Source organism: Streptomyces sp. NPDC101191 (assembly GCF_044767915.1).
Lineage (GTDB): Bacteria > Actinomycetota > Actinomycetes > Streptomycetales > Streptomycetaceae > Streptomyces.
The window spans coordinates 1-14,107 of sequence record NZ_JBIWOU010000015.1 but is presented as its reverse complement, the minus strand read 5'-3'; the positions used below and the strand labels follow the sequence as shown (position 1 = coordinate 14,107).

The 14,107-nt window shown below is 73.9% G+C and carries 12 protein-coding genes; 8 read left to right on the top strand and 4 right to left on the bottom strand.

Annotated features, from left to right (window positions below):
• Positions 1-166: 166 nt before the first annotated feature.
• Both ACIRQF_RS36460 and ACIRQF_RS36455 read right to left on the bottom strand, forming a co-directional pair.
• Positions 167-1,318, bottom strand: coding sequence for an adenylate/guanylate cyclase domain-containing protein (locus tag ACIRQF_RS36460; RefSeq protein ID WP_376637975.1), 1,152 nt, complete (start codon positions 1,316-1,318; stop codon positions 167-169).
• 172 nt (positions 1,319-1,490) lie between these two features.
• A complete protein-coding gene (locus ACIRQF_RS36455) occupies positions 1,491-2,342 on the bottom strand; it encodes a biotin--[acetyl-CoA-carboxylase] ligase (protein ID WP_404099079.1) in 852 nt (283 codons plus the stop codon).
• A gap of 134 nt (positions 2,343-2,476) precedes the next feature.
• Here ACIRQF_RS36455 and ACIRQF_RS36450 point away from each other — a divergent pair, with 134 nt between their 5' ends.
• From ACIRQF_RS36450 to ACIRQF_RS36435, 4 genes are all read left to right on the top strand, one after another.
• Entirely contained in the window at positions 2,477-4,081 is a 1,605-nt protein-coding gene (locus tag ACIRQF_RS36450; protein WP_376637977.1) for an acyl-CoA carboxylase subunit beta, read from the top strand.
• Positions 4,082-4,101: 20 nt separating this feature from the next.
• Positions 4,102-4,314, top strand: a complete 213-nt coding sequence (locus ACIRQF_RS36445) for an acyl-CoA carboxylase epsilon subunit (RefSeq protein ID WP_376637978.1) — start codon at positions 4,102-4,104, stop codon at positions 4,312-4,314.
• 318 nt (positions 4,315-4,632) lie between these two features.
• Complete coding sequence (locus ACIRQF_RS36440; protein ID WP_404099076.1) at positions 4,633-5,265, top strand: hypothetical protein; 633 nt, start codon at positions 4,633-4,635, stop codon at positions 5,263-5,265.
• A 3-nt stretch (positions 5,266-5,268) separates the two neighbouring features.
• Entirely contained in the window at positions 5,269-9,819 is a 4,551-nt protein-coding gene (locus ACIRQF_RS36435) for a caspase family protein (RefSeq protein ID WP_404099074.1), read from the top strand.
• Here the strand turns inward: ACIRQF_RS36435 and ACIRQF_RS36430 are convergent.
• A complete protein-coding gene (locus ACIRQF_RS36430; protein WP_389758647.1) occupies positions 9,801-11,252 on the bottom strand; it encodes an MFS transporter in 1,452 nt (483 codons plus the stop codon). The two genes, ACIRQF_RS36435 and ACIRQF_RS36430, sit on opposite strands and share 19 nt — an antisense overlap.
• 36 nt (positions 11,253-11,288) lie before the next feature.
• Between ACIRQF_RS36430 and ACIRQF_RS36425 the strand changes: the two genes are divergently transcribed.
• The 3 genes from ACIRQF_RS36425 to ACIRQF_RS36415 all read left to right on the top strand — a co-directional run bounded on the left by ACIRQF_RS36425 (position 11,289) and on the right by ACIRQF_RS36415 (position 12,814).
• Positions 11,289-11,969, top strand: a complete 681-nt coding sequence (locus ACIRQF_RS36425; protein WP_404099070.1) for a TetR/AcrR family transcriptional regulator — start codon at positions 11,289-11,291, stop codon at positions 11,967-11,969.
• Between the two features lie 71 nt (positions 11,970-12,040).
• The gene (mmpB, locus tag ACIRQF_RS36420; protein ID WP_376637983.1) at positions 12,041-12,169 is read left to right on the top strand and encodes a morphogenic membrane protein MmpB; all 129 of its coding nucleotides are present in this window, start codon (positions 12,041-12,043) and stop codon (positions 12,167-12,169) included.
• A 39-nt stretch (positions 12,170-12,208) separates the two neighbouring features.
• Positions 12,209-12,814, top strand: coding sequence for a nucleoside triphosphate pyrophosphatase (locus ACIRQF_RS36415; RefSeq protein ID WP_376637984.1), 606 nt, complete (start codon positions 12,209-12,211; stop codon positions 12,812-12,814).
• A gap of 115 nt (positions 12,815-12,929) precedes the next feature.
• Here the strand turns inward: ACIRQF_RS36415 and ACIRQF_RS36410 are convergent, their stop codons facing one another.
• Positions 12,930-13,355, bottom strand: a complete 426-nt coding sequence (locus ACIRQF_RS36410) for a hypothetical protein (protein ID WP_376637985.1) — start codon at positions 13,353-13,355, stop codon at positions 12,930-12,932.
• Positions 13,356-13,739: 384 nt separating this feature from the next.
• Here ACIRQF_RS36410 and ACIRQF_RS36405 point away from each other — a divergent pair.
• A partial coding sequence (locus tag ACIRQF_RS36405) for a biotin carboxylase N-terminal domain-containing protein (protein WP_389758652.1) occupies positions 13,740-14,107 on the top strand: 368 nt, incomplete at its 3' end.

The window sequence follows — 14,107 nt, the reverse complement described above, 5'->3', positions numbered from 1 at the left end:
CGGCCGCGAGGCGGCGAAGCGTCGTGCGGAGCCATGGCGACCGACGACGAGGCGGCAGGCGCCGTGCGGAGCCATGGCGACCGACGACGGGTCGGCAGCCGCGCGTGCCGGCACCCGACGGACACCCGCCCGTCAGCCGTGTCGACGACGCCGCGGGTCCGTCCGCCTAGGTCGGGCGACGGCTCAGCAGCCAGGGCTCCACGACACCGAGTCCACGGACCGGGCGCTGCCACATCGGCTGGAGCGCGAAGCGGTACGTGGGCGGCTGCTCGCCCTCCTTCTCGGCGCGGGCGGCCTCCTCGGCCGCCTTCGTCTCGGAGACGGGCGCCTCGCCGGTCCTGATGAGCTCCTCGGCGAGGGCGCTGTCGACCAGGACGGCGTCCTTGGGCGCTATCGACGTGAGCCGGCTGGCCAGGTTGACGGTGGTGCCGAAGACATCGCCCATCCGGGTCGTGACGGTGCCGAAGGAGAGGCCGACCCGCAGGGCCGGCATCGTCTCGTCGTGGCTGAGGGTCTCGATGAGGCGCAGACCGATCTCGGCGGCGGTGCCGGCGTCGTCGGCCGCGTACAGGACCTCGTCGCCGAGGGTCTTGATGAGTCGGCCGCCGTGCGCGGCGACCAGGTCGGCGCAGGTGGTCTCGAAGGCCTCGACGAGCTCGCCGAGCTCCTCCTCCTCCAGGCGCCGGGTGAGCCGCGTGAAGCCGACGAGGTCCGCGAAGCCCACCGCGAGGCGCCGGTCGACCATCTCCTCGTCGTCGGCCGCCTGCACGACCCGGCCGGTGGCGGCGGCGAGCTGGCGGCGCCACACGTAGATCAGGAACTCCTCCAGCTCGGGCAGCAGCAGCTCGACCAGGGGATAGGTGACCTCGGTGCGGGTCATGCCGGGCTCGGGCGGCTCGGTGAGGCCCTCCAGGAAGGAGTCGATCTGCCATTCGGCCAGCCGGGCGGTGGTCTGCCCGGTGGAACGGGCGACCTGCACCGCCATCGGCTCGCTGAGCAGTCCGGCCTCGACCAGGCCGGCGAGGCGGCGCAGGGCGAGCACGTCGGCCTCGGTGAGGGCCTTGGCCTGGCCGATGTCGGCGAAGCCCATGGCGCGCCAGAAACGGGAGGCGAGCTCCATGGAGACGCCGGCGGTGCGGGCCGCCTGGAAGGGGGTGTACCGGCGGTCGGCGCCCAGGATGAGCTGTTCGAGGCGGATCGCCAGGGGGTCGTCGGTCGGCTCCGCCGTGTGGTCGACGACATGGTGGGGCGTGGGATAGGTGGGGTTGGCGGCTGGTTCTTCGGCCCCGGCGCCGTTGTTCGCGTCGTCGACGGTCACCGGCCGCCTCCTGCCCGTTCCCTGCCCACTGTCCTGCCGATCTGTCGCGTGGATGACCCTTCACGCGTCGCGCTCCACGAATCGCGCTCCACGATACGACAGGTGTGTGCTGGCTCACGCCCGAACCGGTCGCGCGCGCGACCGGCGACCGGTTCGGACGCTTCCGACCGGATCAGTCCGCCGCCCGCAGGTGGACGATGTCGCCGGCCGCCACGGCCTCGGTGCCACCGCCCTCCGTCGCGACGACGAGCCGTCCGTCACCGTCGATCCCGACGGCGTCCCCTTCGAGCATGCGCTCGCCCGGCAGGTCGGCGCGGACCCGGCGGCCGAGCGTGGCGCAGCCGGCCGCGTAGGCCTCCTGGAGCCCGGACGCGACCGGGTCGCCGTCGGCGCGCACCCAGTCGCCGTACCACTGCTCCAGGGAGCGCAGGACGGCCCGCAGGAGCGTGTCGCGGTCGGTGGAGACGGCGTCGGCGAGCAACAGGGACCCGGCCGCGGGGACCGGGAGCTCCTCCTCGCGGAGGGTGACGTTGATGCCGAGGCCGACCACGACTCCGTCCGCTCCGGCGCGCTCGGCGAGGATGCCGCCGGTCTTGCGCTCCTCGCCGGCGACGCGCACGAGCAGGTCGTTCGGCCATTTGAGGGAGAGGTCGGCGCCCGCGGCCTTGGAGAGCCCGCCGACGGCGGCGACGCCGGTGAGCAGCGGCAGCCAGCCCCAGCGGTGCACGGGCACGGCGGGCTTCAGGAGGACGGAGACGAAGATGCCGGAGCGCGCCGGGGCGGTCCAGGTGCGGTCGAGGCGGCCGCGCCCGGAGCTCTGCTCCTCGGCGACGAGGACCGCTCCTTCGGGGAGTTCGTCGGCGCGGGCGGCGAGGTCGGAGTTGGTGGAGCCGGTGGACTCGACCACGTCGAGGGAGGTCCACAGTCCGTCGGGGAGCACGAGCGCGTGGCGCAGCGCGGGAGCGTTGAGGGGTGGCCGGTCGAGGTCCGACCAGCGTCCCGCTGAGCCTTGGGAGGACGTCATGCAAGCCAGCGTAGGTGTGGCAAACGCCGCACTGCCGAACCGTATCGACGCCGATACGCTACGGGTCAGTAGCCAAGGGCTAGCCCATTCGTAGTCAACGAACCCCCCGTGACCAGGCAGGGAGCCGCATCCCGATGTCCGAGCCGGCAGAGCACAACGAGATCGACATTCACACGACCGCGGGCAAGATCGCGGACCTGCAGCGCCGGATCGGCGAGGCCACGCACGCCGGTTCCGCACGGGCGGTCGAGAAGCAGCATGCCAAGGGCAAGCTGACCGCGCGCGAACGGATCGCACTGCTGCTCGACGAAGGTTCGTTCGTGGAACTGGACGAGTTGGCCCGGCACCGGTCCACCAATTTCGGCCTGGAGAAGAACCGCCCGTACGGGGACGGCGTCGTGACCGGCTACGGCACGGTCGACGGCCGCCCGGTCGCGGTCTTCTCGCAGGACTTCACCGTCTTCGGCGGCGCCCTGGGCGAGGTCTACGGCCAGAAGATCATCAAGGTGATGGACTTCGCCCTGAAGACCGGCTGCCCCGTCGTCGGCATCAACGACTCCGGCGGCGCCCGCATCCAGGAGGGCGTGAGCGCCCTCGGCATGTACGGCGAGATCTTCCGCCGCAACACCCACGCGTCCGGCGTGATCCCGCAGATCTCGCTGGTCGTCGGCCCGTGCGCGGGCGGTGCGGTGTACTCGCCCGCGATCACCGACTTCACGGTGATGGTGGACCAGACCTCGCACATGTTCATCACCGGTCCGGACGTCATCAAGACGGTGACCGGCGAGGACGTCGGGTTCGAGGAGCTCGGCGGCGCCCGCACCCACAACGCGACCTCGGGTGTGGCCCACCACATGGCGGGCGACGAGAAGGACGCGATCGAGTACGTCAAGTCCCTTCTGTCCTACCTTCCTTCGAACAACCTCTCCGAGCCGCCGGCCTTCCCGGAGGTCGCCGATACCGAGGCGACGGACGAGGACCGCGAGCTGGACACGCTGATCCCCGATTCGGCGAACCAGCCGTACGACATGCACACCGTGATCGAGCACGTCCTCGACGACGGCGAATTCCTGGAGACCCAGGCCCTGTTCGCGCCGAACATCCTCACCGGCTTCGGCCGCGTCGAGGGCTTCCCGGTCGGCGTGGTCGCCAACCAGCCCATGCAGTTCGCCGGTTGCCTCGACATCGACGCCTCGGAGAAGGCGGCGCGGTTCGTGCGCACCTGCGACGCGTTCAACATCCCGGTGCTGACCTTCGTCGACGTCCCCGGCTTCCTCCCGGGCGTCGGCCAGGAGCACGAGGGCATCATCCGGCGCGGCGCGAAGCTCATCTACGCGTACGCCGAGGCGACCGTCCCCCTGATCACGGTGATCACCCGCAAGGCCTTCGGCGGCGCGTACGACGTCATGGGCTCCAAGCACCTGGGCGCCGACCTCAACCTGGCCTGGCCGACGGCGCAGATCGCGGTCATGGGCGCGCAGGGCGCGGTCAACATCCTTCACCGCCGGACCATCGCCGAGGCCGAGGCGAACGGCGAGGACCTGGAGGCGGTGCGCGCACGGCTGATCCAGGAGTACGAGGACACGCTGCTCAACCCGTACATCGCCGCCGAGCGCGGCTACATCGACGGGGTGATCCTGCCGTCCGACACGCGCTCGCAGATCGTGAAGGGTCTGCGTCAGCTGCGGACGAAGCGGGAATCCCTGCCTCCGAAGAAGCACGGCAACATCCCGCTCTAGCCCTCGGGAGGGACAGCACGATGATCAAGGTCGTACGAGGGAACCCGACCCCGGAGGAGCTGGCCGCCGCACTGGCGGTGGTCCAGGCCCGGGCCGCGGCGACGGCGGCGGCAGCCGCCGAGAGCGGCGGCCCGGGGGCGCCCGAGGGCTGGTCGGACCCGGCACGCATCGCCCGCAGTGTCCGCCAGCGCCCGGGCCCGCGCTCCTGGGCGCGTTCCTACTGGCCCGTCTAGACACGTCCGGAGACGTCCGTCCGTACGGTGAAGGCCGGATCCCTTGTGCGGGGGATCCGGCCTTTGCTCGTTCCCGGGCCCGCCCGGTCCCGGCACCGCCCGTCCCGGCACCGCCCGGTCCCGGCACCGCCCGTTCCCGGCACCGCTCGTGCCGGGCCCGGTCCCGCCCGTACCCCCTCGGTCCGTCCCCGCCGCGCCGTCCCCCCTCGGTCCCTCCCCGCCGTGCCGTCCCGGCCCTGCCCGACGCGGCCGAAAGACGCCTGGCACCGCGGGAGTCGGGGACCTAGCCTCGGGGAGCCCTGCGGCGACGGAGGTCACGTGAGAATCACCCTTCAGGTCACCGGCTCCGGCGACGCCGCTCTCGACCTCCGGGAGTGGCTGCGCGACGAGCCGGGTCTGCGCGAGCGGGTCGGCCGCGGTCCCTCGCCCGAACCGGAGCCCGGGACGATGGGGTCCCTCGGCGAGATCGTCCCCCTCCTGCTCGAACCGGGCGGCCTGACCGTCACCCTCGCCGCCTCGATCGTCGCCTGGCTCCAGACCCGGCGCGGCACCCAGTCCGTGACCATCACCAAGCCCGACGGCACCCAGGTCGTCGTCACCTCCGAGGGAGTCCGCGGCCTCACCCCGGAGACCACCGGCGACCTGGCCCGGCGCGTGGCCCGGGCTCTCGACGAGCCGAGAACGCCGGATCCGGACGCCGGACCGGTCGGCGAACCGGGCCCCTCCGGACCCGCCGGACCCGGACCCGCAGAGCCGGGCCCCTCCGGACCCGCCGCCCCCGGACCCGCCGCCCCCGGACCCGCAGAGCCGGGCCGAGGGCCGGACGCCCCCGGACCCTCCGGATCCGGACCCGCAGAGCCGGGCCGAGGGCCGGGCCCCTCCGGACCCGCGGAGCCGGGCCGGGGGCCGGACGGCGACACCGGCCCGGGGCCCGGCGGCTGGGAAGGCTGAGCCGTGCCACAGGAGTGGGGGGACCTCGGCGGCGCGGACTGCCATGCCGTCGTGGTCGGGACCGGGCGGCAGGGCACGGCCGGGGACGGGGCGGGGCTGGCCGATCTGCCGGGGGCCGCGCGATCCGCGCGGGAGCTGGCCCGGCTGTTGCGCGAGCGGGCCGGGATGGCCGGGCGGGTCACCGAGGTCATCGACCCGGAGAGCCCGACGGAGGTGCTGGTCGCCCTGCGGACCGCCGTCGACCGCTCGCAGGGCGGCGCGGTGCTGTTCTGCTTCGTCGGCCACGGGCTGCTCGGTCCGCGCCGGCAGCTCTATCTGGCCACGACGAGCACCGCCACGCCCGACGACACCGTCACCGCCGTGCCGTACGCCGAGATCCGCAACCTGCTCGCCGAGGCGCCCGCCCGCACCGTCGTCGTCCTGGACTGCTGTTTCTCCGGCCGGGCGGAGGCCGCGCCGAGCGACGCCCATCGCGACCCGTACGCCTCCGCCCGCCCGGCCGGAAGCTTCCTGCTCGCCTCGGCGACCCACTACGCCGCCTCGTTCGCACCGGTCGGCCAGGACCACACCCTCTTCGCCGGCGAGCTGATCCGGCTCCTCGACGAGGGCGATCCGAGCGGCCCGCAGTGGCTCACCCTCATCGACCTCTACCGGATCCTCGACCACCGTTTCCAGGGCGGCCCGGCCCGCCCGTACGCCGACGGCGTCGGCCGCGCCGGCGATCTGGTCGTCGCCCGCAACGCCGGATATCCCGCCGCGGACCCGGCCGGCCCGGACGACGGCATCACGGGGGAAGCCCCTTCCGGCGGCCCGTGCCCGTACCCCGGCATGCGGCCGTTCCTGCCCGAGCAGCGCCATCTCTTCTTCGGCCGCGAGGAGTTGGCCGGTGCGCTCATGGAGCGGGTCGAGCACGGGCAGGGACCCGTGGTGCTCGTGGGCGCGTCCGGCGCCGGCAAGTCGTCCCTGCTGCGGGCCGGCCTGGTGGCAGGCCTGGAGGAGCGCGGGGCGGGCTCGGTGCTGCTGGTACCGGGGCCGGGCTCCCGGCCGTTCCGGACCCTCGTCGAGCACTGGGCCCGGGCGGTGGGCAGACCGTTCGCGGAGGTCGAACGGGAGCTGGGGGCAGGCCGGTTCGGCGGTGGAGGGCCCGCCGTCCTCGTCGTCGACCAGCTGGAGGAGCTCTTCGCCGACTGCGACGACCCCGAGGAGCGCGAGCTGTTCGTCCGCGCCGTGGCCGACGCGGATCCGGCGACGGCCCCGCGCATGGTGCTCGGACTGCGGGCCGACTTCTACGCCCTGTGCCTGCGCGACCCGCGTCTCGCCCGAATCGTGCAGGCGGGCCAGTTCACCGTGCCGGCGATGTCGGACGAGGAGCTGCGCGCCGCGATCGAGCGGCCGGCCGACCACGCCGGACTGCGCCTGGAGGACGGCCTGGCCGCCCACCTGCTGCACGAGCTGCGCCGGGAGACCGCCGGGGACGCCGAGGCCGGCGCGCTGCCCTTCCTGGCCCATGCCCTGCAGCAGACGTGGACCAGGCGACGTGGCACCCTGCTCACCTTCACCGGCTACGCGTCCTCCGGCGGGATCCGGCGCTCCGTGGCCCGCGTCGCCGACGAGATCCACGACGCCCTCGACCCTGCCGGGCGCGAGCGCCTGCGGGTCCTGCTGCTGCGCATGGTGACCCTGGTGGACGCGGAGGGGCGTGCGGTGCGCCGCCGCGTGCCCGTCCCGGAGGCGGCGGGGGACGCGGACCGGGAGCTGCTCGACCGGCTCGCCGACGCCCGGCTCGTCGTCCTCGACCGGGGCGAGGCGCAGCTGTGCCACGACTCGCTGCTGTACGGATGGCCGCTGCTGCGGGACTGGATCCGCGACGACCGGGTCCGGCTGCTCGTACGGCGTCGGGTCGGCGACGCGGCCGACAGCTGGCACGAGGCCGGGCGCCCGAACAGCGGGCTCTACCGCGGGGACCAGTTGGCGGCCGCCCGCTCCGTCCTGCAGGAACCGTCGTCCGGCGACCTCGCCACGCCCCCGGCGCCCTTACGGCCCGTGGAGCGGGACTTCCTCCGGGCGGGCGCGCGGGCCGAGCTCCTCTCGCGCCGGATCCGCACCGCCGCCGTGGCCGTCGTGGCCGTCCTCGCGGTCCTGGCCGGCACCCTCGCCGTCGTCGCCCGCGGCGCCCAGCGGGACGCCGAGGCCCGCGAGGCCGTCGCCGTGGCCAACCAGCTGGCCGCACAGGCGGACACCATGCGCGAGCGCGACCCGCAGACCGCGCTGCGGCTCAGCCTCGCCGCGTACCGCACCGCCGAGACCAGCGAGACCCGCTCCAGCCTCTACGCCTCGTACCTCTCCCGGGCCCAGGTGGACCTCCCGGGTGACGTGCGCCAGCCCGTCGTCAACCTGGCCTACGGCCCGGGCGGGAAGGTCCTGGCCGTCAGCCGTCGCACGGGCCGGATCCGGCTGTGGGACCTCTCCCGGCCGAACGTGCCCGTCCGGCGCGCCGAGCTCCGCCTGCACGGGACGGCGCCGATCGCCTTCCGCCCGAACGCCCCGCTGCTCGCCGCGCTGAGCACGGACGCCCTGACGCTGTACGACGTGACCGACGCCGCGCACCCGAGGAAGGTCGGGGAGCAGCGGCTCGCCGCCTCGCAGTCGTACAGCCTCGCCTTCAGCCCCGACGGTCGGACGCTCGCGGCGGGCGGGGCGAACGGGCGACTGCGGCTGTGGGACGTGTCCACGCCGTCCCTGCCGCGCCCGCTGCTCGACCGAACCGTCGCCCCCACCGACCTCATGGCGGTGACGTTCAACCGCGACGGGCGCTTCCTGGCCACGGGCAACGGCGTGAGCAAGGACGGCGCCGGGCGGGACCGGCCCGCCGAGGTACGCCTCTGGGACGTCCGCGATCCGGCCCGCACCACCCTGCTGACCACCGCCACCACCACGTCCGTGATGGCGGTGGCGTTCCATCCGGAGCGCGACCTGCTGGTGGCGACCGGCGGGGAGGGCGCGATGGCCTGGTGGACGGTCGCCCAGCAGGGGCGGCGCCTCGCCCGGGTCCCGGCGAAGGACTCCTACCAGGAATCCTGGGGCTACGGCAGCAGCCTGCCGTCCCTGAGCTTCCGCCCCGACGGCGGGATGCTCGCCGCCGCGAAGGCCGGCAGCCCGGGCGGGGCCCTGGTCCGGGCGGTCGACGACGGCGACGGCCCGGACGAGCTGCTGTCCTCCCTCGCCGAGCGCGGCACCGTGCCGAGCGGAGAAGCCGCCCAGACGGTGGCCTACAGCCCCGACGGCGGGTATCTCGCGACGGGCGACGTGGGCGGCAACGTGCGGCTGTGGCCCGACCGCGCCCTCGCCCCGGCCCTGCTGGGCTCCCCGACCCGTGGGACGCCGGGGACGCTGCCGCACAGCCGCGACGGCCGGTTCGTCCTCACCGACGAGAGCGCCGTGTCGTTCCTGGGCGGCGTGGTCCGCGTCTGGGACCTGAGCACGGCGGACACCGGGGAGGGGCGTCCGCCGCGGGTGCGGTTCACGTTGCCCCGCGGGTGGGAGGCGCGGTTCTTCCTCCCCGGCCGCGACCGCCCGATGCTGCTCGCACACCGGTGGACGGAGGCCACCGACGAGCACGTGTTCCGGATGTGGGACCTCGGCGGTGACGGACCGCCCGTGCCCGGCGCCGAGATGCACGTGCGGGCGGCCGACGTGCGGACCGCCGTGTCCCCCGACGGCGAGCTTCTGGTGATCGGCTCGTCCCGGGAGCCCACGGCCGCGGTCTGGGACATCCGCGATCCCCACCGGCCGGTGCGCCGTGCCGTGATCGCGGTGACGCCGTCGATCGAGGACGAGAGCATGTTCTTCATGGGCCCGCGCGGCCTCGCCACCGTGGAGGGCGACGGCAGGAGCCGCGGCCTGAACCTGCGCCTGTGGGACCTCAAGGACCCCGCACGGCCCTTCCGGGTCCCCGAGCCGATGCGGGACGCGGCCCTCAGCCGGGCGCTCTACGTCCACTCCCTGCGGATGCTGCTCGTCGACGGCCCCGACCGGAACGCCAGGCTGTGGGACATGGCGGACATCCGGCACCCGAAGCCCGCCGGCAGGCTCCCGGCGGCCCCGGGCGGCTACCACCCGGTCGGCGGGAACCTGATCGCCACGATGCTCGAGGACGGCACCGTGCGGCTCTTCGACATCCGCCACCCGAAGACCCCCGTACGCACCATGCGCTTCGACCGCGAGATCACCGAGGTCGAACGGGACCCGGACGGCGGCCGGGTCCTGACCGGCTCCCCGTACCGCATCTGGGACGTCGCCCCGGACGGCGGCTGGCGCATGCCCGCGGTCGCCACCCTGGACGACGTCAGGACCGTCGTCCTGCTGCCCAAGGGGGTGCCGTACGTGCTCGCGGTGCCGGAGGGGAGCCTCCACGACGGACCGCAGGTCACCTATCTCCTCGACCGCGACACCGACAAGGTCTACGAGCGGATGTGCGCGACCCATCCGCTCGGCGTCGAGCGCGACCAGTGGAAGGCCCTGTTCCCGCAGCTCGGCTACCGCCCGTCCTGCTGAGGCCCCCTGCGCAGGAACAGCGCCGAGGCGAGGGCGGCGGCGAGGACGAGGGCCGCGTTGACGAGGACGGCGCGGCCGATGCCGCCCGGAAGCGTGGTGGCGGTGACGACCACCGCGCTCATCACCGGGGCGCCCAGCGTGATGCCGACCTGCTGGGTCATGGTGGCGATGCCGGTGGCCATGCCCTGCTCGCTGTCGGGGAGGCCCGAGGTGGCGGTGACCATGAAGCCGACGATGGCGAGCATGTTGCCGACGCCGCCGGCGAAGGTGCCGGCCAGCAGCAGCCCGTACATGCTCCGCTCGTCGCCCAGGGCCGTGAGGGAGAGCGTGGCGACGGCCTGCAGCGCGCCGCCCGCCACGAGGGCGGTACGGGCCGAGAAGCGCCCGATGAAGCGCGGGGCGAACAGTCCGCCGAGGACCGTGCCGGCGCCCAGGACGCCGAAGGAGAGACCGGCGGCGAGCGGGGAGAAGCCGAGCACGTCCTGGAGGTGCAGGGTCATCAGGAAGACCAGCGAGGTCTCGGTGGCGAAGGCCACGAGTCCGGCGAGGTTACCCCAGACGACCGTACGGCGCCGGAGCACCCGGACCGGTACGAGCGGGGCGGACGAGCGGCGCTCGACGAACGGGAAGGCGGTCAGCAGGACCGCGGCCGCGGCGAGGGCCACCAGGACGGCGGGGGCGGTCCAGCCGTCCTCACCGGCCGCGGTGAGGCCGTAGACGAGGGCGAGCAGGCCGCCGGTGACCGTGACGGCTCCGGGCACGTCGAGCCGGGGCCGGACGGCCGGGCGGCTCTCCTTGATGACGGCGGGCGCGACGAGCAGCACGGCGAGGGCGACGGGCACGTTGACGAAGAACGCCCACCGCCAGGAGAGCAGGTCGGTCAGCACCCCGCCAAGCACGGCGCCGGTGGTGAACCCGGCGGACATCAGCGCGCCGTTGAGGCCGAGCGCCCGGTCCCGCAGCGGGCCCTCCGGGAAGGCGGAGGTGAGCAGCGAGAGCCCGGCCGGGGTGACGGCGGCCGTCGCGAGGCCCTGGGCGACCCGGGCGCCCATCAGCATCTCGGGCCCGGTGGCGAGCCCGCCGGCCAGCGAGGCGACGCCGAGGACCGCCATGCCGCCGAGGAAGATCCGGCGGCGGCCGACGAGGTCGGCGACACGCCCGAAGAGCAGGGTGAATCCGGCGGCCGCGAGGGCGAAGGCGGTGCCGATCCACTGGAGGCCGCCGAGGGTGAAGCCGAGTCCCTCGCCGATGACGGGCAGGGCGACGTTCAGGATCGAGAAGTCGACGGCCAGCATGAACTGGGCGACGAGGAGGACGACGAGGACGAGCCGCATGCGTCCGTCCATGCGTCCGTCCTCGCGGGCGTCCTTGCGGGCGGGCCCCGGTGCGGGCTCCGTGCCGGACGGTGCGGGAGAGACATCGAGCGCCACCATGACGGGGCTCCTTAATGGGAGGCTGGTTCCGTTAAGATGTCCGAGACGGTAGCAGACCGAGCAGCGTTAATGGAACAGGAGACCCGTTTGAGTGAGAGCCCGTCGGCCGTGCCCGGCACCGTGCGCCCCGGAGGCCGTACCGCGAAGGTGCGCCGGGCGGTCCTCGACGCCACCGAGGACGCCCTCGCCACGGCCGCCTTCCACACCCTGAACATGGACCAGATCGCCGCGAGCGCGGGCGTCGGCAAGACCACCGTCTACCGCCGCTGGGGCTCGCCCACCGGCCTGGTCGCCGACCTCCTGCACGACATGGCCGAGCAGTCCCTGCCCGCCGCCGACACCGGCAGCCTCCCCGGCGACCTGCGGGCCAACGCCGCCCTGGTCCACCGCACGCTCACCGACCCGCGGATGGGCGCGGTCTTCCGTGCCGTGATCGCCGCGGCGGCCTGCGACGAGGAGTGCGCCCGCGCCCTCAACGGCTTCTACCGCACCCGCCTGGCCGAATGGGCCCCCGTGGTGACCCGGGCGGCGGCCCGCGGCGAGGTGCCCGCCGGCACCGACGCGCTCGAACTGCTGCGCGCGGTCTCGGCGCCGCTCTACTACCGCTTCGCGATCACCCGCGAGGAGCTGACGGAGGCGGACGCGGAACGCGCCGTCACCGCCGCCCTGGCGGCCGCGAGCGCGGGTGCCTTCACAGGGAGGCCCGGCGCGGAATAGTCCCCCGGTACGGGGCGCCTGAGTACCCGTACTCAGGCGCTCACCCCGGTCCGGCCTCCAGCATCGGAACCATGCTGTGGTCCGACCCCGAGAACGAGCCGCCCGAGGAACTGCGCGACATGCAGGCGATGGTGCGGCGGGCGGGCGTCGTGCTCGCGGTGGCCATGGTGGTCCTCATGTTCGTCGTCGGCGCACGCTGACGGGCTGAGGAGCGGAGCCGGGGTCGATACGCTTCCCCCATGACTGCTGATCGCCGCCGTGTCGTGCTCGCCTCCGCCTCCCCCGCCCGGCTCGGACTGCTCCGGCAGGCCGGCCTCGCCCCGGAGGTCATCGTGAGCGGCGTCGACGAGGACAAGATGCACGCCCCGACCCCCGCCGAGCTGGCCCTCGCCCTCGCCGAGGCCAAGGCCGCCCACGTCGCCGCCCGGCCGGAGGCCTTCGGCGCGCTCGTCATCGGCTGCGACTCGGTCCTGGAGCTCGACAAGCAGGCCCTCGGCAAGCCCGCCGACGCCGAGGAGGCCACGGCCCGCTGGAAGGCGATGCGCGGCCGCGTCGGCATCCTGCAGACGGGCCACTGCGTGTACGACACGACCGCCAAGCGCTACGAGTCGGCCACCGCCTCCACCGTCGTGCGCTTCGGCGAGCCGACCGACGCCGAGATCGCCGCCTACGTCGCCAGCGGCGAACCCCTCCACGTGGCGGGCGCGTTCACCCTCGACGGGCGCTCGGCCCCCTTCATCGAGGGCATCGACGGCGACCCGGGCAACGTCATCGGCCTGTCCCTGCCCCTGCTGCGCACCCTGCTCGGCAAGCTCGGGGTCTCGATCACCGACCTCTGGGCCTGACCCCCGGAAGCGGGCGGCCGCCCTGGCCTCCCCGCGATCCCCGGCTCAGGCCGTGGCCGGCGCCTCCGGGCCTGCCGGACTCGGGCGGCGGCCTGGCCCCTGGGGCGTCCCGGGATCAGGCCGTGGCCGGCGCCTCCGGGGCGCCGGCCCGGGTCTCCCCGTACGCCACGAGGGTGAGCACGATCAGCCCGAGGACCACCATCATGAACGCGAAGGCGCCCCAGCCGAGCAGACCGACCGTCACCGCGCCGAGGATGCCGTGGACGACCGCGCAGCCGATCAGCAGCGCCCGACCGGCGCGCCCCGGGCGGCGGTCGCGTATCGCGGCGACGAGCGGGACCAGCCCGCACAGGAGCAGCAGGGCGCCGGAGGCGAGCCCGAGGGCCCAGGTGCCGGTGTACATGGCGTCGGGGTCGAGTCCGTCCAGGGACATCGACTGCGCCTTCACGAACCGGGCCATGACCGCGTTGATCGCGACGATGCCGGGTGCTTCGAGGAAGAGCACCACGGCGGTCGCGAGTGCTATCGGTCTGCGGGCCACCTCGGCCACCCCCTGAATACGGCTGTTACCTCCGGTACGTACGTCAATCCGAAGGCTACTGGCCGGTAAATCTCTGGACAAGGGTTCGGGACGGGAAGGAGAAGCGGCACAGGTCGGCGGCGTGCGGGCAAAGAATCATTGAGCCATTCGTAGGGACTCCACAAAGAAACCCGTTTGGCGACTGGTCGCGCGAACAGAGACCTGCGCCACACCTCGGAGCTACTGTGCCGTAAAGAATCCCTGCGTACCGTGGTGCGACAAGGGATTTCACGGCCCGAGCAAGCCTCGAATCACGCTCCGTGTGGGCAAGCTCACCACTGGGGACGGGTCGAAAGGCCGTGTCGGTAGTCCCTAAACTCAGCTTGTTTCAAGGAGGGAGCCATCGTGCGCAAGGTGCTCATCGCCAACCGTGGCGAAATCGCTGTCCGCGTCGCCCGGGCCTGCCGGGACGCCGGGATCGCCAGCGTAGCCGTCTACGCCGATCCGGACCGGGACGCTCTGCACGTCCGCGCGGCCGACGAGGCGTTCGCCCTGGGCGGTGACACCCCGGCCACCAGTTACCTGGACATGGCCAAGGTGCTCCAGGCCGCCGAGGACTCGGGGGCGGACGCGGTCCATCCCGGTTACGGCTTCCTGTCCGAGAACGCGGAGTTCGCCCAGGCCGTGCTGGACGCCGGTCTGACCTGGATCGGCCCGCCGCCGCAGGCGATCCGTGACCTCGGCGACAAGGTCGCCGCCCGGCACATCGCCCA